Origin of the sequence: Nocardia sp. NPDC052112, assembly GCF_040680135.1 — a bacterium.
GTDB lineage: Bacteria > Actinomycetota > Actinomycetes > Mycobacteriales > Mycobacteriaceae > Nocardia.
This window is the reverse complement of sequence record NZ_JBFAWD010000001.1, coordinates 596,791-616,073: the sequence shown is the minus strand read 5'-3', so window position 1 is coordinate 616,073 and position 19,283 is coordinate 596,791. Positions and strand designations below refer to the sequence as shown.

The following is a 19,283-nucleotide window of genomic DNA, read 5'->3' as shown; positions in this document are numbered from 1 at the left end:
GCCTGCTGTTCGATGGTGCGCTTGACCTGGTCAGGAGTGCGTCATGTCAACGGTAGAGATGCTCCTGCGGCTGCTGGCCGGTGTCGGCCTCGGCGCCGTGATCGGATTCGAGCGGCAGTATCGGGCCAGGATGGCGGGGCTGCGCACCAATGCGCTCGTGGCCGCGGGTGCGACGCTGTTCGTCCTGCTCTCGGCGCACGGCTTCCACGGCGGAGACGCCGATCCGACCCGGGTGGCCGCGCAGATCGTCTCCGGTATCGGTTTCCTCGGCGCGGGTGTGATCATCCGGGACGGTTTGAACGTCCGTGGGCTCAATACCGCCGCGACACTGTGGTGTTCGGCCGCCGTCGGCGCGCTGGCCGGTGCGGGCATGTACACCACGGCCGCCGCGGGCGCACTGGCGGTGATGCTGGTCAATATCGCGCTGCGCGCCGCCGGACGTGCGGTGGACCGCCAGCCCGATGCCGCCGAACAACCCGCGTCCTATGTGTTCGTCGCGGTGACCAGCGACGAGCAGGAAGCGCATGTGCGAGCACTGCTGGTTCAGGCGTTGACCCGCACCGACTTTCGGCTGATCTCGGTGGCCAGTGCGAATACCGATATCGCGGGTCGGGTCGAGGTGCGCGCCGAGCTCGCCGGTGATCAGCGCGACGATCGGCAAATGGAATCGGCGGTGAGTCGGCTCAGCCTGGAGCCGTCGGTGACCAGCGTCGGCTGGCATATTTCGAGCGATGACACCGACTCCGATCGGATCACCGGCGATCCGGCAGCACAGCTCAGATCAGCCTGAAAACGAACTCGAACTCGCCGATGCGGAGCACGGCGCCGTCGGTCAGTGTCACACTGTCGACGATGCGCGCGCCGTCGAGGTACACCCCGTTGGACGACCACAGATCCTTGATCACGAAGCTCAGTCCGTTGTCCACGATCACCGCGTGCTGGCGGCTGACCTTGCCGTGTTCGAGCACGATGTCGTTATCGGGCAGCCGCCCGATCCTGGTCACCGATCCGGTGATCGGGTAGCTCTCGCCGTGCCGACCGTGCAATTCGGCCCGTGCACCCCCCGAGGCCTGCTCGACAATGGTGGTCGCCCGCGTGACCGTCGCATCGGCGACGGTACGGACGCTGAGCGGATCCTGACGCAGGATCCGCGCCTCCAACTCCTGGATCGCCGGGCCCGGATCGATGCCGAGTTCGTCGTCCAATGTGGTTCGTAGCTGTCGGAGCGCGCCGAGCGCGTCGGATTGCCGTCCGCTCAGATACAGCGCGGTGATCAGCTTCTCCCACAATGGTTCTCGCAGCGGATGCGACCCCACGAGCAAGGCGAGTTCGGCCGCGACGGTGTCCGCGCGCCCGCGCGCGATATCGGCCGAGGCCCGCGCCTCGATGACGCCGAGGCGTTCATCGTCGAGCGCGGCGGCGTAGGCGTCGGCGAATCCGAGCCCGCGCAGATCCGACAGCACCGGACCCCGCCACTGCTCCAGCGCGGTCGACAGTGCTTCGGCGGCTGCCGTGAAGCGCCCCGCCGCCAATTCCCGCAGGCCAGCCTCCTTGCGTGCCCGGAACCGCTGCACGTCACCGGCCCCATCGGGCACCGTGATCCGGTAGCCGGTGCCGACCTGTGCAAGGACGTCGCGAGCGTCGAGTCCGGCAGCACGCAGCGGTTTGCGCAGATTCGAAGTGATGGCGTGCAGGCTCGCCCGCACATCCGAGGGTGGATTCTCCTCCCACACCGCCTGCGCCAACGCATCCACCGAGACCGGATGATTGGCATTGATCACCAGATACGCCAGCACCGCGCGCTGCTTCGGCCCGCCGACCGGCTGAGCGACGCCATCGATCGACAGTTGCACCGGCCCGAGCACACCGAATTGCGCCCGCATTTCGGTCATGGCCGCACTCCTTACGACTGGGCCACCCGGTGGCCCGCAAGAACATTAACCTCGACCCCGGCTACCCACCGGACCTGGCGCGCCAGTACTCCAGGTTGCTGCGGGTGAGCAGGGTATGCGGGTGATCGGGGCCGAGGACGCGGATCTGATCGGCGAGCAGCGGCTCGAATTCGGCAATGGCGGCGCCGATATCACCCGCTTCGCCGTAGCAGCCAGCAAGGCAATTGCGGGTGTGCAGGGTGTCCGGATGATCCGGCCCGAGGATGCGCAACTGATCCGTCAGCAGGGCCGCGTATTCGGCAATGGCCCTGGTCGTTTCGCCGCTCTCTCGGCGCCAGCGCGCCATGCTGATGCGAGTCCGCAGGGTCTGGGCGTCATCCGGGCCGAGGATGCGGACCTGGTCGATCAGCAGCAGTTCGAATTCGGTGAACGCGCGCGCCAACTCGCCCGCCATGGCGCGGGAACGCGCGAGATGCAGTCGGGTGCGCAGGGTTTGTGGGTCGACCGGACCGAGGATGCGTTCCTGATCGGCGATCAGCTGTTCGAATTCGGTGACCGCCCGGCGCAGGCTGCCGCGCTCACTGCGCCAGTAGGCCAGGCTGTTTCGCGCGCGCAGTGTCCACGGATGGGCGGTGCCGAGAATGCGGATGTGATCGAGGACGAGTCGTTCGAAGTCCGCGACCGTCCGTTCGAGCTGGCCCATATGGCCACGCCAATCCGCGATGTCGTAGCGGGTGGTGACGGTATCGAGGTCATCCGCGCCGAGTACGCGCGTCTGATCGCGGGCCAACTCTTCCAATTCGGCGATGGCCGCCCCGAATTCACCACTGCGGCCACGGCAGTTCGCCAGATGATTGCGAACCAACAGGGTGACACGATGGTCCGGCCCCATGGCGGCAGTGAAACTCGGCAGCCAGGCCGCCCAGAGATCCCGATTATCCACCACGCGTGTGGTTTCGAGCGATTCGAGGTAGCCGAAGGCGGCCGCAGCCGCGCCGTAGGCCAGATAGTGGCGCACCGCCGCACCGCGAGCATAGTCGGCCACGCGCTCGGTGGTGCCCGCCTCGACAGCTGCGATCACCGCGCGGTGCGCATCTTCACTGTGTACGCCGAGCCGGTCGCATTCGTCGGCCAATCCGGGAATCAGCGCGGCATGGGCGATACCGAGCGATTCGTCCGCCGTCCCGGGGCGACTGCGCGTGACAAGTACACCCAAACCCACTGTGAGATCGCGAATTCCGGCAATGCTCACCTCGGCTCCGAGTTCACGCATCGCCGCATCGAGCAGCTCCAGCGGCAGCGCCGGACCAACACCCGCGGCGACCAGCACACCGAGCAGCGCACCGATTCCCCAGGCATCGGCGACATTCGGTGCGATATCCGGACCATCGCCCGCCGCGGCTCGGATGGCCGCGCCGACCCGCAGCGCCACCAGACCGTCGACGCCGATATCCTCGGCGACGGCCCGATCGGTGACTTCGGTGGCGACCTCGGCCAGCAGTCCGGCCAGCAGCCAGCCCGCCGCAGCTGCGGGAGGATCGGCACGCGCCGTTGGTGTTTCGGCCAACCGCGCATCGATCCAGCCGACCCATTCCTGTTCGTCGACGGCCGCACGCTCATATCCGGCCGACTCCACGATCGCGGCGATATCCTCGGCCACCGGCTCGGCCACCACGATCCGATGCATATGCCGCAGTGCCGGATCGTTCTCGAAGCCGAGCCCCGCCCGTATGCCCACGATTACCCGGACGTGCGCGAGCTCCGGTCGCCGGGTCAACTCGGCGACAGCGGCCACCAGCAGTCGCTGGGTGCCCTGTTCCGGTTCGTTCAGTCCGTCCACCACGATGGTGACCCGGCGACCCCACCCACCCAGGTCCGCCAGCGGTTGCCGCACCTCGACATCGAAGACATCGGGCGCGGTGAGGCTGTGGCGGGCCAGGCTCCGCGCCGCCGCGACCGCGGCGCGGAAGCCGGGCAGGCGAGTGCTCAGTTGCGCCGACAGCTCCGCGGCGACCGCCTCGATGGAACTACTGACCGTCAAGAACACCGCGGCCGTGATGTATTCGGGTGCGACCGGCAGGGTGTCGACCAGGCTCGGTCGGATGAGCATGGCCAACAGTGTCGATTTGCCGACACCGGGCGGTCCGATCACCCCGCGCAAGCGGTAGCTGCCGGATCCGACGATATCGTCGAGAGTCTCGCGCACGGCCGGGGTCAGGAGCAGTCTGCGGGTCAGCTGATCGACGAAACCCGCTGCCGGACGACCGGTTACGGCATCACGGCGCCGGGCGACATTCGGCACCAGCCACAGGCCGGGATCACCGCCCTCGGACGCGGATACCGTGCCCGAGGTGAACGACAGATGTTCCGGCTGCTGCCGGGTGCACGCCGCGGCGATCGGATCGACCAGATCCGACGGCAGCAGATTCTCCCCGCGTGCGGAAAGCCCGGCCGCGAAGGTGGACAACAGCGTTCGGGTGAAGCAACCGGCGTACGCGGGCCCGTCACCGGCGGCGACGAGCAACTCCATCCGGCCCGCAGCCCGCGACAACAGGTCGGTCCAGCGGCGCGCCGCGCCGAGTACGCCCTGTTCGGTCTCACACGCGTCTACCAGCACCACCAGCCCATCCACCGCCGATCGGTTCAACCGCTCCCGAATCTCCTGTGTCAAATGGAAGGCCGTATGTGAATTCGGCACCTCGGGCGAATCATGGCCGAGTAGAAAGAAGTCCTCCGCACTGGTCGCGGTGCCGTGTCCGACGAATCCGATCAGCAGCGTCGCCTGCTCCCGCGCGGCCGCCTCGAACGCCTCGTCCACCACCGTAACCAACTGTGCCACTGTTGGATTCAGTACCGGACCCGCCACCTGCGTCGCCGCTCGCCAACCACCGAACTCGGTCAGCGCGCCGAACAGATCCGCGGCCAGTTCACCGGTGAACCCCAGATCTCCCAGTGCCGTGCACTCGGACCCGACCACCAGAGCCAGCCTGCCACCCATATCAGCATCACCATTTCCCACCGTCGACTCCCCCGACGACCGTGAACACCCCGACACCGGCCACCGTGCGTGGTAGGAAGGTACCCGAACACACATCGGGGCAACGGACAACGGGGGCGGCTGATGGCAACGATCGTGTTGGTGCACGGAATCGCACAGGAGCAGTACGGTCCGGATCTGCTGGAAGCGCAATGGCTTCCGGCGCTGGCGTCCGGGGTCCGCTCGGCTGGCCACGGCGTACTCGCGGATCAGCTGTGGCGCGGTCAGCGTCCGGGTGTGCTCGAGGTTCGAATGGCGTTCTACGGCAATGTCTTCCTCGATCCGGGCGCGCAAGGCGGCGGCGGACCGGTCGGTGCCGAGGACGCCGAACTCACCGAGCGGATCGCCGAGGCCTGGTTGGCGACAGCGGCCGAGCAGGCGGCCGAGCAGCGCGATCGGCTGGAAGCGCAACGCTACCTGGACAATTCAGTGCTCGGCACCGACGGCGCACAGGGCCTGGGACGCAAGGCCAGACCGGCGGCGAATGCGCTGACCAAGCTGAAGTGGTTCGCGCCCTTCGGTTTCGGGATGGCGGGCAAATTCGTCAACCGGTCATTGGACCAGGTCAGCAGATATCTGGCCGAGGAGGCGGTGCGTGCGCACGCCCAACAGCAGGTGCTCGACCTGATCGGACCGGAGACCCGGCTCGTCATCGGACATTCGCTCGGCTCGGTGGTCGCGTACGAGGCGCTGCATCGGACCGAGCGGCCCGTGGCGCTGGTCACGCTGGGTTCGCCGCTGGCACTGCAGTCCATCATCTATCCGCTACTGCGCCCACAACCGCCGACGGTGCCCGCCGCGCTCACCCGCTGGGAGAATCTGGCCGATCGCGACGATATCGTCGCGGCGCATCTGGATCTGGCGCGGTATTTCCCGCCCGCGCCGGGACGTGAAGTGGTGCCGACGAGCCACCCTGAACTCGACAATGGTTCGAGTCCGCACGACGTCGCGAACTATCTCACCAAGAAGTCGGTCGGGCGCATCATCGCCGAGTCTCTCTCGTAACCGGAGCCATTCCGATTCGCGCGTACGCTGACAACTCTGGCACCGAGTGCGAGGAGTTCACCGCGATGACCGACCCCGTGCAAGGTTTGACGGGTACGCTCACCTCGCCGATCCGGGGCTCCGGACTGCTCGGCGAAGTATTGGTTGCGATTCGTGGGGGCACGGAGATATACATCGCGCGGGCGGCCGAGCCGATCTCGGTCGGCGAAACCGTCCTGATCATCGCGGTACATCCTGGCCGCATCGTCGATGTGGTGCCGTGGATTCCGCTGGAACCCGTCCCGATCGACGACATCTGACACCCGCGATCGAAGTATGAACTGCTAGGGAGGCACTGTGCTGGGATATCACGTTCCGGATCCTGACGAGGCGATGCTGGTCAGCGGCGGTACGAGCAAGGACAACGCGCCGTTCGGCGTGGTCATCGGGCGCGGCAAATGGGTGATGCCGTTCTTCCGCAAGGTGAGCTATCTGTCGCTGGCCATGTTCGAGGCCGAGATCAAGGAACGCTGCGTCACCAAGCAGGCCATCCAGCTCGAGGTGCGCGCGGTGATCGCGTTCAAGGTCGCCAACGACACCCAGTCGATCGTCAATGCGGCCCAACGCTTTCTGTCCGAACAGGAGCGGGAGATGTCGGTGCTGACCGGTCGCATTTTCTCCGGGCATCTGCGTTCGATCGTCGGCTCGATGACGGTCGAGGAAATCATCCGCGAACGCCAGCGGTTGGCCGACGAGGTGCTGGTGGCCTCCAAGGTGGAGATGAGCAATATCGGCCTGTGGGTGGATTCGTTCCAGATCCAGTCCATCGACGACGGCAATCTGGGGTACATCACCGCGCTGGCCGCACCGCACAACGCGGCCGTACAGCGCGATGCGCAGATCGCGCAATCCCAAGCCGCGCAGCACGCCGCCGAGGCCGAACAGGAATCGCTGCGCCGCCGAGCCGAATATCAGCGCGAGACCGCCATTCTCCAGGCGCAATATCAGCAGGATATCGATAAGGCCAATGCCGAGGCAGCCCAGGCCGGTCCGCTGGCCGAGGCGAAGGCGATGCAGGAGGTGCTCACCGCGCAGGCCGAACAGGCACGCAAGGAGGCCGAGCTGCGCGAGCAGCAGTTGCAGGCCGAGGTCGTGAAACCCGCTCAGGCCGAAGCGGAACGGGTACGCATTCTCGCCGAGGCCGAGGCCGATCGAACCCGGATCCAGGCCGAGGCAGCGGCCTCGAACAACCGGATCGCCTTGGACCAGTTGCTGATCGAGCAACTGCCGGAAATCGTCAGGCAGGCTTCCAACGGCCTGGCAAACGCCAACCTGACGGTGCTCAACGGACCCGACGGCGTCAGCGAATTGGTGAACGGAATGGTCGGTCAGGGCCTCACTGTATTCAACTCGTTACAAAAGGCGCTTTCATCCAACGACGGGGATAATGCGGGCTAAAGTGGCCGGGTAGCGACGGCGCGAGGAGCGGGTGTTGGTGTCCATAGGGAAATTGGTGTCGTTCGACAGTTCGCGGGGATTCGGTTTCATTCGGCCCGACGATGGTGGACCGGATGTGTTCGTTCACGTGAACGACATCGGACTGGACGAGGACGAACTGCGCCAGGGCCGGGTGTTCGAATTCGATGTGACCGAGGGTGATCGTGGTCCGAAGGCGGTCAACCTCGCCGTGGTCGGCGGTCAACCATTACCACCCGCTCCTCGGCACAAGAAGGACAGATCGGGCTCCGCCCAGCTGACCGCCACCGAACACAAACGCCTGATCACCGAGCTACTACTGGACGCGAGCCCCGCCCTCACCGCCGGTGAGATCCTCACCATCCGTGACCGCCTCACCGCCTTCGCCGATCAACACGGCTGGCTCGAATAGAGCACGAAGTGGCGTCGGGTGTGGCCGACCACGCACCAACTGATCAGGTGTGAACATGGGTAACCCACGGGAGACGGGCCAACTCGACTCACACCTTGCCACCAGGCGCCAACGCAATTTCGTGGCACCTGAGTCTGCCTGAAGGCCCAGGGAGGCGGGGAGCCGCCACTTCGGGCAGTTCAAGCGAGGTTCACGACCTTGTCGGACCGCCGTCCTAGGATCGAGCCACAGCCACGGCCGCACCGATGAATTGGCGTCGACTGCGACGTCGACATGGGTGAGAGAACGGACCCTCGAGGAGGATGGTGTGGATTTGCCTGTGATGCCACCCGTCAGACCGATGCTGGCGAAAACGGCGCCTTCAGTGCCACACGAGCCGGGCCTGAGTTACGAACCGAAATGGGACGGCTTTCGCTGCGTGGTGTTCCGCGACGGCGATGACGTGGAACTCGGTTCCCGCAACGACCGCCCCCTCACCCGCTATTTTCCGGAGGTCGCCGAACTGCTGAAGGCGGCGCTGCCGGATAAATGCGTGGTGGACGGTGAAATCGTGGTGGTCACCGATGAGGGACTCGATTTCGACACCTTGCAGAACCGGTTGCATCCGGCGGCCTCGCGGGTCAACAAGTTGGCCGAGGAAACGCCCGCCAGTTTCGTCGCCTTCGATCTGCTCGCCCTCGGCGACAAGGATCTGACCGGTGAGCCGTTCGCCGAACGCCGCCGGTTGCTGGAGACCATTCTCGATACCGAACTCGCCCGGGTGCACCTGACCCCGATCACCCAGGATCCCGCCGTGGCCGAGGACTGGTTCACCCGTTTCGAGGGTGCGGGTTTCGACGGCGTCATGGTCAAGTCCAACGAGCTGGCGTATCTGCAGGACAAGCGTGTGATGCTCAAGGTCAAACACGAGCGCACCGCCGACTGTGTGGTGGCCGGTTTCCGCTGGCACAAGGATGGCGAGGGCGTCGGTTCACTGTTGCTCGGACTCTTCGACGACGAGGGCAATATGCATCATGTCGGGGTGGCGAGCAGTTTCACCGCGGCCAAACGCAAGTCGCTGGTGGATGAGTTGAAACCGTTGCGGGAGAACGCCTTGGCGAACCATCCGTGGCGGGAATGGGCCGATGCGGCGGCACAGGCGAAGGCCGAGGGCAAGATGCCGGGCGGGGTGAGCCGGTGGACCGGCGGTAAGGATTTGTCCTGGGAGGCGCTGCGTCCGGAGTTGGTCGCCGAGGTCCGCTATGAACATGTGCAATCCGGCCGCTTGCGGCACGGCGGCAGACTGGTCCGCTTCCGGTCCGATCGCACTCCGGAATCGTGTACCTATGCGCAGCTCGACGAGGTCGCACCGGCCGAATTGAGTGCCATCTTCAGCGAAGGCCGGGGGAAATGACGAGCGAATCGGTCGATATCGAGGTCGACGGCAGAACCGTCGCCATCAGCAATCCCAACAAGGTCTACTTCACCAAACGCGGTGAGACGAAACTCGATCTGGTGCGGTACTACGAGGCGGTGGCGGAACCGCTCCTGAAGGTGGTGCGCGATCGGCCGCTGCTGCTGGAGCGGTATCCCGACGGAGCATCCGGCAAATCATGGTTCCAGAAGCGGGTGCCGAAATCCGCGCCGGATTGGCTGCACACCGTCGAGGTCGCCACGCCCAATGGCACCACCAGCGATGCTCTCGTCGCCCACGATCTCGCACACATTCTGTGGGCGGTGAACCAGGGCTGCCTCGGATTTCATGTCTGGCCCAATCACGTCGACGATCTGAATATCGCCGATGAGCTGCGCATCGACCTGGATCCCTCGCCCGGCATCACCTTCGACGATCTCAAACACGCCGCCGTACTCACCCGTGAGCTGTTCACCGAACTCGGCATCGACTCCCGCATCAAGACCTCCGGTTCGCGTGGATTGCACATTTACGTTGCGCTGGAACCGAAATGGGACGGCTATCAGGTGCGTGCGGCCGCGGTGGCGCTGGCTCGGGAGCTGGAGCGGCGGTATCCGGACGAGATCACCGCGCAGTGGTGGAAGGAGGAGCGCGGCAACCGCGTCTTCGTCGACTTCAACCAGAATGCCCCGCACAAAACGGTTTTCGGCGCGTGGTGTGTGCGTCCGAAGGTCGGCGCACAGGTCTCCACGCCGATCGCCTGGGCCGATCTGGACACCGTTGTCCCCGAGGAATTGACCATCGCCACCGTCCCCGCACGGCTGGTCGAATCCGGCGACCCTTGGGCGGACCGACCGGCCCAATCCATCGAGCCACTGCTGAAAATGTCGGAGCGGGATATGGCATCCGGACTCATGGACGCACCGTGGCCACCGCAGTATCCCAAGATGCCGAACGAGCCGCCCCGAGTGCAACCGAGCCGGGCCAAGAAGCCGGAAATGGAAGGATAGCTACCGGAGGGCTATTCGTTTGCGAAGCCTATTCGGTCCTCGGGCCTATTCGGTCCACAGCACCCACACCTTGCTCTCGCACGTCACCGCGCGCCCGTCCGCGGTGCGGGCACTCTTCGCCGAGCCGTCGCATTTGCCGCCGGGCTCCGCGACGGTGCCGCCGACGGTGTAGGGACCGTTCCACTGGTAGACACCGCCGCTGGCCAGGCACAGCAGGGTGGTGCCATCGGTCCCCGTGCCGATGCGACCCGGCTCGGTGCACACTGTGCCCTTCTTCGGGGTCACCTGGCTCGTCGACGTGGCGGACGGGGGTGTGACGACGGTCGTCGGCGCCACCGAGGGCGGCACGACGGCGGTCTGCGCGATGGTGGAGGGCAGCGAGACACTCGATACGACCGGGGTCCGGTTCACTCCGGACAGCGCGTCGGAGAAATTGCTGCCGGACAGCACGACATATCCGGCGATCGCGACCACCTCGAGCACACCGAGCAGCAGCGCACACACCGCCATCGTCTTACCGCGCGGATGGCTGAACGCGATGAACCCGAAGACGATCGCGACGGGGAAAAGGCCGAGCAGGGCAGCCACCAGTGCGACGATCGCATACGGGTTGACGATGGGCGGAACCTCGACCCGTAGTCGACCGGCCCGGGGAGCGCGCCGCGCCGGCGGCTCCACCTCCGGCCAGCGGTCGTTGGGATCCGGATCCGGCCACCGGCCGATGGCCGCCGTCTCCGCGTCGTATTCCTCCGGCTGCGCCTCTGGCCAGCGCTCGCGCTCACGGTTATCCGTCCGTGCCATCCAGGTCCCTCTTCCACACCACCAAACCGCGCAGGAACCTCGAACTGCCCGGACCGGCCCCCGATACCGACAAAGAATAGGGGCCGACGGCCGCAACATCATCCGAAACGGCCCGATCGATCGTCATCAAACCGTAACCGCGAACGCCGCCATGTCAACTCGGCCTCTACTCGACACTTGGGCGACCGGATCCGACGCGGTGCGGTGCGAGCACCGGAGTAACAAACCGGCAAACAGCTCTCGCGCGCCGCGCCGTCGGGGTACATGCTGTTCTCGGACCAACCTTGCGGGACTTCGGCACAGGAGGGATCCATGCGCGGTGAATCCGGTTCGAAGGGACAACCAACCCGCCCGTGGCATTCCCATGCGGGCGATCTACTCGGTGACGACTACAACGTTCCCGGCATCATTCTGTGCGCGCTCGGCATCGTCGGCATGGCGTGCACGCTGACCGCGGCCGGTTACGGCTTCATCGGCTGGACCCAGATCGGTGCGATAGCGACGGCCACCTTGTGGATAACCGGAATCGGCGCACTGCTGATCGAGCATCGCCGCGAAGAAGTGATCGAGCTGAAGTACGGCCGCCACGGGCACGCGCCCGGCCACGTGCGGCCCGTCCGCTACAGTGCCACCGAGCGCCGGATCGCAGCGGGTGAAAACCCTTCGGAATTGCCGAAATAGTCCGCGCCGCAAGGTCAGCGCCCGGGATCCACCTTCGGCATGGTTTCGGTCATCAGTGTCATCAGCATGTCGGACAGCAGCACATGCACCTGCTCGCGGGTGAGGGTGCCGCGGGTGATCCATTCCCGGCCGGCGACTTTCACCAACCCACCGAAGGCGCGGACCATGGCGCGCAATTGCGCACTATGTGCCGAATCCGCGCGTCCGACCATCAGCAGCATCCGCTCGGCGGCCGCGTCATCGGCCTGATCCAGGATCTGCTGCACCTCGGGATCGTCCCCGACGCCTTCGTGGCTGGTGACCTTGACCCAGGTGCTGCCGTGTTCGGAGATCACATCCAGCAGCCAGTGCACACTCGCGTCGACGCGTTCGCGATCGGTGCCGGTCGGGGTGACCATATCGTCCAGGCGCGGCAGGGTGACCATCCGGCGCACGACCGCGAGATACAGGTCGCGCTTATTGCCGAAGTAATGGTTGATCAGCCCGCGCGCGACACCGGCCCGCTGGGCGAGCTCCGCAGTGGAGACCGCCGCGTAGGGCCGCTCGCCGAACATGTCGATCGCGCACTCCAGTATCTGTGCGCGTCGCTCGTCCGGTTCCAGCCTGCGCCTGCGCGGCTGTGCCTCGCTGTCGTGCCGAGCGACCCGCACACGATCGCCAGTGCTGACCTCAGAGTGACCTGGCAATGAGATCCTTCATTACCTCGTTGCTGCCCGCGAGGATGCGCAGCACGCGGGCACCGGTGTAGAGCTGGGAAATCGGATACTCCGTCATGTAGCCGTAGCCGCCGAACAGTTGCAGGCAGCGATCGACCACAATACCGAGTTGATCGGTGAGCCAGTACTTCGACATCGCAGCCGTGGGAATATCTAGTTGGCCACGCAGATGTTTGCCGATGCAGTCGTCGAGGAAGGTTCGGCTCACCTTGGCGATGGTCGCGCATTCGGCCAGCTCGAATTTGGTGTTCTGCATCGCGAACAGCGGCCTGCCGAATGCCTCGCGCCCCTTGGTGTAGTCGACGGTCAGCTGCACCGCCTGCTCCATCATGGCCACCGCGATGATGCCGGTGACCAGTCGCTCCTGGGCCAGCATCTGCATCATCTGATAGAAGCCCTGCCCCTCGGCCTCGCCGAGCAGATTCGAGGCGGGCACGCGTAGTCCGTCGAAGAACAGCTCCGCGGTGTCCTGGGCCTTGCCGCCGATCTTGTTCAGGATGCGGCCGCGCTTGAAGCCCGGAGTGGCGTCGCCGACCTCGGCGAAGATCAGCGAAACACCCGCCGCACCCTTGGCCGGATCGGTTTTGGCGGCGATGAGGATGCCGTCACAGAGCCAGCCATTGGTAATGAAGATCTTCGAACCGGTGATGACGTACTCGTCACCCTCGCGGACCGCACGCGTCTTGATGTTCTGCAGATCCGAGCCGGTGCCCGGTTCGGTCATGCCGATGGACAGCACCATCTCCCCCGTCGCGGCCTTGGGCAGCACCCGCTGCTTGAGATCTTCGGTGCCGAAGTCGCGGATATAGGGCGCGATGATCGAGGTGTGCACGGCCATGCCCATCGAGCCGTCGCCCGCAAAGGCCTGTTCTTCGATGATGGCGGCCTCGTGCGCGAAAGTGCCGCCACCGCCGCCGTATTCGGTCGGAATCGCGGTGCACAGCAGGCCGAGTTCACCGGCCCGGTTGTACAGCGTGCGGTCCGGATGACCCTGTGCGACGAACTTCTCCTCGTGCGGGACGACTTCTTTCTGGAAGAAGTTTCGCGCCAGTTCCCGGACCGCCTCGACCTCGTCGTCACTCCATACCGCGCGTGCCATCGCAGAAATCCTTTGCTCGGTGTCGAATTTGCGGCACGCACGGGGCCCTGCGTGGTCACGCAAGCTACCGCCTTCGGGCCCGTCGTTCCTGCCGCGGGCGCGGGCCTGTCGCACCCGCGTCTCATCATCAGATTGGCGCACTATTGGCATGATGTCAACAAAGGCTTCATTGTCCGAAGGCGGTCCATCACCGGCACGACCTGCCCGTCAAGGCAACGACCTACAGACACTGGCCGTCGCGAAGGGCGCTGATCAACACGAACCCGCCCGACGGCCATAGGGTCGATACCGGATCAAGCATCACGTCAAACCGCTACTTCGCACCCGCGGGCCGCTCGATGGAAAAGAAGCTGATCCCCCGGAAGGCACGACAACCAAGGAGCCGATATGAGTGCGGAATCGCTTCCCCCCTTTCCTCCGTTCACCCGAGAGACGGCCGCCGAGAAGGTCCGGATGGCCGAGGACGGCTGGAACTCCCGCAACCCCGAAAAGGTCGCCCTGGCCTATTCCATGGACTCCCGCTGGCGCAACCGTGCGGAGTTCGCCACTGGCCGCGACGAGATCATCGCCTTCCTCACCCGCAAGTGGAATAGGGAACTGGACTACCGGCTCATCAAGGAACTCTGGGCGTTCGACGGAAACCGCATCGCCGTGCGCTTCGCCTACGAGTGCCACGACGACTCCGGCAACTGGTTCCGCTCCTACGGCAACGAGAACTGGGAGTTCGACGACAACGGACTGATGAGCCGGCGTTACGCGTGCATCAACGACCTGCCCATCAAGGAATCCGAGCGCAAGTACCACTGGCCGCTGGGGCGCCGCCCCGATGACCACCCGGGGCTGAGCGATCTCGGGCTATGACCGGAGGAGAGTGATTCCCGCCGGACCTCCGGCAGGTACCAGGCCGCGAGGGCGCCCCGCTCCGGCTATCGGCGGGTCCGGGCCGCAGCCATGGTTGCCGGGTGCTGGAGGTGGGCAGGGCCTCCGAGGCGTCGTGCGCCAGGCGGAATGCGGATCAGCGGGTCGACCGCTGGGCCTGGTTGACGGCTGCGAGCGAGGTAAAGATCGGGCTATCCGGATCGGCCGAGATGCCCTGGCGGCGCAGAAATCCATCGATCAGGCCCCAGACGAATTCGGTTGCCTGGTCGACGAATTCGACGGTGTCGTCCGGACGGCGACACTCCGCGTCGCCCAGCCACAGATCGGTGATCGCGACGACGACGCCGACGACCGCGCGGGCCAGATAGTCGATGCCGGCGGTATCGATAGGAATGGATTCGGCGACCACACGCGCCTGACCGGCGACTCGGCTCGCGGCCGCGCGGCCGAGATCGAATTGCGGTACCGAACCGTCCGAATGCTGGGTGGTGTGCGCTCCGCCGAGAAACCGAAAGACATTGGGGTGCTGAAGAATACTGTCGGCATAACCGGTGAGCACGCGGCGCAGCGCGACCCGGGGCGGTTGCAGCATCAGCGTCAGATCGTTGCCCGCGCCGGCCGCGACCGATCCGGCCATCCGATCGCCGATTTCGGTGTACAGATCGGCCTTATCGGCAAACTGGCGGTACAGGCGAGGTTTGGTGATCCTGGCCTCGCGGGCGATGTCGTCCATGCTCGGGCGCGGGCCGTCCCGGTCGATCACCCGAATAGCGGCGTCGACGATCTCCTCGCGGGTGATCGTCCGCGACGCTGATCCGGCAGATCTGTCCGAACGGGCCATGGTCCGGAGCATACACGTACCGGCGGTACGTTCTATTGCGCCCAACCAACGCCAGGGTTTGTGGGCGATACGGGTGACCGACCTCATACCAGGCCCTGGTTTCGACCCATTGATTCGGGCCATTCGTACTGTCAGTATCGGATCACGTACCGGCGGTACACACGCAGCATCCAGCGCATCGATCGAGGCAAGCGAATGACCGAACAGCTCGACTCCCCCGACCCGACCGGCGTCCAGCGTCCACACCGCCGATACACCGTCACCGGCGCGAATGGTGAGCTGGCCGCCTTCGAATGGGGTGAGCGGGGCGCGGAACCGCTCGTCTTGGTGCACGGGCTGTCCGATACCCATCTGGTGTGGTCCGCGGTGGCGACGCTGCTGGCCGATGGATTCCGGGTCATCGCCTATGACGTGCGCGGGCACGGTGGATCGGCGAAACCCGGTGTGCCGCAGGACTATCGACTCGATCAACTGGCCGAGGACTGCTTCGCGCTGATCGATGCGATCAGCCCGAAGCGACCGGTGCACGTCTGCGGACACGGCTGGGGTGCGGTGCAGTTGTGGGAGGCGGTCTGTGATCCGCGCGCCAATACCCGGATCGCCTCGTTCACCGCCGTCGCGGGTCCGAATCTCGATCACGTCGGCATGACACTGCGCGCATTAGCTGGTCGACCGCGCCGGGCAGGGCAGCTGATCGCCGACCGGAAATTCTGGCGGCACGGAGTCGGCACGGCCGCGACCGCGGCGCGGCGGATCGCCTATCCGCCGCGGGTGCGCACCTGGTTGATCGAACAACTCGGCGGCGTCGCCCACGCGTACGCGCCGACCGCCGCGACGTGGCGTGGCGATCTGGCCGCGGGCGCCCGGATCGCCGTGACCAACCTTCCTCATCATCTGCTGCGCCCGCGCGAGCGCACGACCGCGGTCCCGGTACAGCTCGTCGTCGACACCACCGACGTGCTGGTACCGCCGTTCCTCTACTACGGCAGCGCGCGCTGGGTGGATCGGCTGTGGCGCTGCCCGATTCCCGCCGACCACTGGCTGCCGGTAACGGAACCGCTGCTCGTCGCCGAGGCCATCGCGAACTTCGTCGAGGATCTGCGCGCCGCGAGCGCCGACATCCCGCAGTGACCGCGCGGGTCCCGCCAGCGCTGGGTGGCCGGAAAATCCGACGAGGTGGTACTTTGCGCGCATGACCGGACCGGGGGAACAACAGAACCAGCCCAACGATGCATGGTGGGCGCAGGAGCAGCCGCAACAGCAGGGACCGCAGTATTCACAATCGGATCCGACGATGGTCGGGCAGCCAGGCTATCAACTGCCGTCGCAGCCCGCGGTTCCACTTGCCCCACCGCAATCCGCTGCCGCGGAGCAGCAGCCCGCCGATCCGACGATGGTGCGACAGCCGTTCGATCAGCCGGGGAACGCGCCGGCCGGATACCCATCGGGGACCGGATATCCGCAACCGGGATATCACCAATCCTCGCCCGGATATCCGCAGCCGGGATTCCCGCAGGGTGGTGCTCCGCAGGCCACACCTGGATTCCAGCAACCCGGGGCACCTCACGCCACACCAGGTTTCCAACAGCCCGGATTCGAGCAGCCCGCACCCGGACCCCAGCAAGTCGCACCGGGTTTCCAACAATCCGCGCCCGGATACCAGCAGGGCGCACCGGGTTTCCAACAGCCCGGATACCAGCAGCCCGCCGGATTCCAGCCCACGCCTGGATTCCAGCAAGCCGCACCCGGATATCCGCAGCCACCCAAATCCGGTGGTAAAGGCTGGCTTTGGGCGCTCGGCGCGGTCGTCGTCACCTCCGCGGTATGGGCGGGCGCGATGTTCGCGATCGGCGCCTTCGACGCGGGCAAGGCCGATATCAGCAAGGATGCCGATCTGCGCGGCTACAAGTACATCGACAATCTCTGCGATATCACCGAAACCTCGCCCTATACCAGCGCCGGTTTCACGCTGTCGAAGACCGATTCCTCGGGCGATACCTATCCGAAGCACGAGGGCTCCAAGCACGCCGCGGTCGACTCGATGGGGTGCGATGTCCGCTTCACCCCGTCCGGGTCGACCGAGAAATACGACTACGCCGCGATCTACACCAGCGCGCAGGTGCACAAGCAGAGCAATCCGGGGCCGGAATTCACCGCGTCGTACGAGACCTGGACCCAGAGCGAGTACGGCAAGGATGCGAAGGTCGACAAGATCTCCGGACTCGGTGACGAGGCATATGTGATCACCGGCAAGCACAAGTCGGACGATCCGACGGCCGACGTCTCACTGGCCGTGCGCGACGGCTGGACCACCTACCACATCAGCTGGTCGCAGTATTCGTCCAGTTCATCCGGTTCGTCGAAGTCAACGGGCAAGATCCTCAGCGCGTCCGAGGTCACCGACCTGCTGAAGAAGACGGCCACCTCGACAATGAGCAAGCTGCGCAAATAGGGCGGTCCGGTCGGTGCGGGACCGCCCGCGCCGACCGGTTCGCATTCGAATGCGACAATGACTGGGTCAACCTCCCAGTTCACGAAGGATCAACCCGCATTCCGATGGTCGAGAACACCGCGTCGACGTCTACCGCACCAGCGCCGAGCGGCATCGCCATCGACCCCGATGAGCTGGCGACCTGCCTGCGGGTGCTGGAGCAGGCCGGGCAGCTGGACAAGGACGATCCGGATTCGGTCACGGTGCAGCGCGCCGTCGGCCATATGTTCAAGAAGTTGAAGCAGCGCAAGCGAACCGAGGCCAGGGATGCGGTCGCCGAGGCGGATCGGGCGGTGGTCGCGGCGACCGCGACCGGATCGCCGAGTCGCATCGATGACGAAACCGCGGGCATTGCGCTGACCTCGAATGCGGCGGGAGCGAGCGCGGGCACGCTGATCCGCCCACGGCCCTGCTATATCTGCAAACAGCGCTACAGCCGGGTCGACGCGTTCTACCACCAGTTGTGCCCGGACTGCGCGGCCAGCAGCCACACGAAGCGGGACGCCCGTACCGATCTCACCGGGCGGCGGGCTCTGCTGACCGGCGGTCGCGCCAAGATCGGCATGTATATCGCGCTGCGGTTGCTGCGCGACGGTGCGCACACCACCATCACCACGCGCTTCCCGAACGATGCGATCCGCCGCTTCGCCGCCATGGACGACAGCGCCGACTGGCTGCACCGGCTGCGCATCGTCGGTATCGATCTGCGGGATCCGGCCCAGGTCGTCGCGCTCGCCGATGATGTCGCCGCGCAGGGACCGCTGGACATCCTGATCAACAATGCCGCCCAGACCGTGCGCCGGTCCCCCGGCGCGTACAGCGCGCTGGTCGAGTCCGAATCCGGCCCGCTGCCCGCGGGTGCGCTGCCGGATGTGGTGACATTCGGCAAGACCATGCAGGCCCATCCCACCGCACTCACCGAATCCCTGACTCCGACGCTGTCCTCGGCCGAGGTGGCGGAGCTGGCCCTGGTCGCGGGATCGGCCACGCCGGAACGCATTTCGCGCGGCATCGCTATCGATGCCGGTGGGCTGGTGCCGGATCTGGCGCACACCAACAGCTGGGTGCAGACCATCGCCGAGGTGGACCCGACCGAACTGCTCGAGGTCCAGCTGTGCAATTCGGTGGCACCGTTCATTCTGGTTTCCCGGCTGCGCCCGGCCATGGCCGCCGCCGCGGCGCGGCGCAAATACGTCGTGAACGTCTCCGCCATGGAGGGCCAGTTCTCCCGCGCGTACAAGGGCGCGGGCCACCCTCATACGAATATGGCCAAGGCCGCGCTGAACATGTTGACCCGCACCAGCGCCCGCGAAATGTTCGAACAGGACGCCATCCTCATGACCGCCGTCGATACCGGCTGGATCACCGACGAACGACCGCACTACACCAAGATGCGCCTCGCCGAAGAGGGCTTCCACGCGCCCCTGGACCTGGTGGACGGCGCCGCCCGCGTCTACGACCCCATCGTCCAGGGCGAAACCGGCACCGATCTCTACGGCTGCTTCCTCAAGGACTATCAACCCTCACCCTGGTGATCCAGCGCACCGGTGCGGTACACGCGCCCGAGTTAC

Annotated in this window: 18 protein-coding genes; 12 read left to right on the top strand and 6 right to left on the bottom strand. The window is 65.9% G+C overall.

Annotated features, from left to right (window positions below; genetic code table 11):
- Positions 1-43 precede the first annotated feature (43 nt).
- Positions 44-790 carry an MgtC/SapB family protein gene (locus AB0L58_RS02900; RefSeq protein ID WP_364379894.1) on the top strand — a complete coding sequence of 249 codons (747 nt, stop codon included), beginning with the start codon at positions 44-46 and terminating at the stop codon, positions 788-790.
- Here AB0L58_RS02900 and AB0L58_RS02895 read toward each other — a convergent pair.
- On the bottom strand, positions 777-1,892 hold the full coding sequence (locus AB0L58_RS02895; protein ID WP_364379891.1) for a BTAD domain-containing putative transcriptional regulator: 1,116 nt from the start codon (positions 1,890-1,892) through the stop codon (positions 777-779). The two genes, AB0L58_RS02900 and AB0L58_RS02895, sit on opposite strands and share 14 nt — an antisense overlap.
- 61 nt (positions 1,893-1,953) lie before the next feature.
- A complete protein-coding gene (locus tag AB0L58_RS02890; protein ID WP_364379888.1) occupies positions 1,954-4,911 on the bottom strand; it encodes a tetratricopeptide repeat protein in 2,958 nt (985 codons plus the stop codon).
- Between the two features lie 102 nt (positions 4,912-5,013).
- Here AB0L58_RS02890 and AB0L58_RS02885 point away from each other — a divergent pair, with 102 nt between their 5' ends.
- From AB0L58_RS02885 to ligD, 6 genes are all read left to right on the top strand, one after another.
- Complete coding sequence (locus AB0L58_RS02885) at positions 5,014-5,934, top strand: hypothetical protein (RefSeq protein ID WP_364379885.1); 921 nt, start codon at positions 5,014-5,016, stop codon at positions 5,932-5,934.
- Between the two features lie 65 nt (positions 5,935-5,999).
- Positions 6,000-6,233 (top strand): hypothetical protein, encoded by a 234-nt coding sequence (locus AB0L58_RS02880; RefSeq protein ID WP_364379882.1) that lies wholly within the window; start codon positions 6,000-6,002, stop codon positions 6,231-6,233.
- Positions 6,234-6,270: 37 nt separating this feature from the next.
- On the top strand, positions 6,271-7,371 hold the full coding sequence (locus tag AB0L58_RS02875; RefSeq protein ID WP_364379879.1) for an SPFH domain-containing protein: 1,101 nt from the start codon (positions 6,271-6,273) through the stop codon (positions 7,369-7,371).
- Positions 7,372-7,402: 31 nt separating this feature from the next.
- Entirely contained in the window at positions 7,403-7,801 is a 399-nt protein-coding gene (locus tag AB0L58_RS02870) for a cold shock domain-containing protein (protein ID WP_364379877.1), read from the top strand.
- Between the two features lie 307 nt (positions 7,802-8,108).
- Complete coding sequence (locus AB0L58_RS02865) at positions 8,109-9,194, top strand: ATP-dependent DNA ligase (protein ID WP_364379874.1); 1,086 nt, start codon at positions 8,109-8,111, stop codon at positions 9,192-9,194.
- On the top strand, positions 9,191-10,204 hold the full coding sequence (gene ligD / locus AB0L58_RS02860; RefSeq protein WP_364379871.1) for a non-homologous end-joining DNA ligase: 1,014 nt from the start codon (positions 9,191-9,193) through the stop codon (positions 10,202-10,204). Before AB0L58_RS02865 ends, ligD begins: the two co-directional genes overlap by 4 nt.
- 45 nt (positions 10,205-10,249) lie before the next feature.
- Here ligD and AB0L58_RS02855 read toward each other — a convergent pair whose 3' ends face one another.
- On the bottom strand, positions 10,250-11,005 hold the full coding sequence (locus AB0L58_RS02855; protein WP_364379868.1) for a DUF4190 domain-containing protein: 756 nt from the start codon (positions 11,003-11,005) through the stop codon (positions 10,250-10,252).
- Between the two features lie 312 nt (positions 11,006-11,317).
- On the opposite strand from AB0L58_RS02855, the gene AB0L58_RS02850 reads away from it, so the two are divergent.
- A complete protein-coding gene (locus tag AB0L58_RS02850; protein WP_364379865.1) occupies positions 11,318-11,686 on the top strand; it encodes a hypothetical protein in 369 nt (122 codons plus the stop codon).
- A 14-nt stretch (positions 11,687-11,700) separates the two neighbouring features.
- Here AB0L58_RS02850 and AB0L58_RS02845 read toward each other — a convergent pair whose 3' ends face one another.
- A complete protein-coding gene (locus tag AB0L58_RS02845) occupies positions 11,701-12,336 on the bottom strand; it encodes a helix-turn-helix domain-containing protein (protein WP_364379862.1) in 636 nt (211 codons plus the stop codon).
- Between the two features lie 19 nt (positions 12,337-12,355).
- Positions 12,356-13,501: an acyl-CoA dehydrogenase family protein gene (locus AB0L58_RS02840; protein WP_364379860.1), complete on the bottom strand. Its 1,146-nt coding sequence runs from the start codon at positions 13,499-13,501 to the stop codon at positions 12,356-12,358.
- A gap of 387 nt (positions 13,502-13,888) precedes the next feature.
- Here AB0L58_RS02840 and AB0L58_RS02835 point away from each other — a divergent pair, with 387 nt between their 5' ends.
- Positions 13,889-14,362, top strand: coding sequence for a nuclear transport factor 2 family protein (locus tag AB0L58_RS02835; RefSeq protein WP_364379857.1), 474 nt, complete (start codon positions 13,889-13,891; stop codon positions 14,360-14,362).
- A gap of 154 nt (positions 14,363-14,516) precedes the next feature.
- Here the strand turns inward: AB0L58_RS02835 and AB0L58_RS02830 are convergent, their stop codons facing one another.
- Entirely contained in the window at positions 14,517-15,221 is a 705-nt protein-coding gene (locus AB0L58_RS02830) for a TetR/AcrR family transcriptional regulator (protein WP_364379854.1), read from the bottom strand.
- 195 nt (positions 15,222-15,416) lie between these two features.
- Here AB0L58_RS02830 and AB0L58_RS02825 point away from each other — a divergent pair, with 195 nt between their 5' ends.
- The 3 genes from AB0L58_RS02825 to AB0L58_RS02815 all read left to right on the top strand — a co-directional run bounded on the left by AB0L58_RS02825 (position 15,417) and on the right by AB0L58_RS02815 (position 19,247).
- Positions 15,417-16,352, top strand: a complete 936-nt coding sequence (locus tag AB0L58_RS02825; RefSeq protein ID WP_364379851.1) for an alpha/beta fold hydrolase — start codon at positions 15,417-15,419, stop codon at positions 16,350-16,352.
- A 61-nt stretch (positions 16,353-16,413) separates the two neighbouring features.
- On the top strand, positions 16,414-17,673 hold the full coding sequence (locus AB0L58_RS02820) for a hypothetical protein (RefSeq protein WP_364379848.1): 1,260 nt from the start codon (positions 16,414-16,416) through the stop codon (positions 17,671-17,673).
- A gap of 104 nt (positions 17,674-17,777) precedes the next feature.
- Positions 17,778-19,247, top strand: coding sequence for an SDR family NAD(P)-dependent oxidoreductase (locus AB0L58_RS02815; protein WP_364379845.1), 1,470 nt, complete (start codon positions 17,778-17,780; stop codon positions 19,245-19,247).
- Positions 19,248-19,283 lie beyond the last annotated feature (36 nt).

Excerpts from the sequence above, each read along its gene's own strand:
- AB0L58_RS02900 (WP_364379894.1), top strand. The coding sequence starts at position 44 with ATGTCAACGGTAGAGATGCTCCTGCGGCTGCTGGCCGGTGTCGGCCTC.
- AB0L58_RS02895 (WP_364379891.1), bottom strand. The coding sequence starts at position 1,892 with ATGACCGAAATGCGGGCGCAATTCGGTGTGCTCGGGCCGGTGCAACTG.
- AB0L58_RS02885 (WP_364379885.1), top strand. The coding sequence starts at position 5,014 with ATGGCAACGATCGTGTTGGTGCACGGAATCGCACAGGAGCAGTACGGT.
- AB0L58_RS02880 (WP_364379882.1), top strand. The coding sequence starts at position 6,000 with ATGACCGACCCCGTGCAAGGTTTGACGGGTACGCTCACCTCGCCGATC.
- ligD (WP_364379871.1), top strand. The coding sequence starts at position 9,191 with ATGACGAGCGAATCGGTCGATATCGAGGTCGACGGCAGAACCGTCGCC.
- AB0L58_RS02855 (WP_364379868.1), bottom strand. The coding sequence starts at position 11,005 with ATGGCACGGACGGATAACCGTGAGCGCGAGCGCTGGCCAGAGGCGCAG.
- AB0L58_RS02850 (WP_364379865.1), top strand. The coding sequence starts at position 11,318 with ATGCGCGGTGAATCCGGTTCGAAGGGACAACCAACCCGCCCGTGGCAT.
- AB0L58_RS02840 (WP_364379860.1), bottom strand. The coding sequence starts at position 13,501 with ATGGCACGCGCGGTATGGAGTGACGACGAGGTCGAGGCGGTCCGGGAA.
- AB0L58_RS02835 (WP_364379857.1), top strand. The coding sequence starts at position 13,889 with ATGAGTGCGGAATCGCTTCCCCCCTTTCCTCCGTTCACCCGAGAGACG.
- AB0L58_RS02830 (WP_364379854.1), bottom strand. The coding sequence starts at position 15,221 with ATGGCCCGTTCGGACAGATCTGCCGGATCAGCGTCGCGGACGATCACC.
- AB0L58_RS02825 (WP_364379851.1), top strand. The coding sequence starts at position 15,417 with ATGACCGAACAGCTCGACTCCCCCGACCCGACCGGCGTCCAGCGTCCA.
- AB0L58_RS02820 (WP_364379848.1), top strand. The coding sequence starts at position 16,414 with ATGACCGGACCGGGGGAACAACAGAACCAGCCCAACGATGCATGGTGG.
- AB0L58_RS02815 (WP_364379845.1), top strand. The coding sequence starts at position 17,778 with ATGGTCGAGAACACCGCGTCGACGTCTACCGCACCAGCGCCGAGCGGC.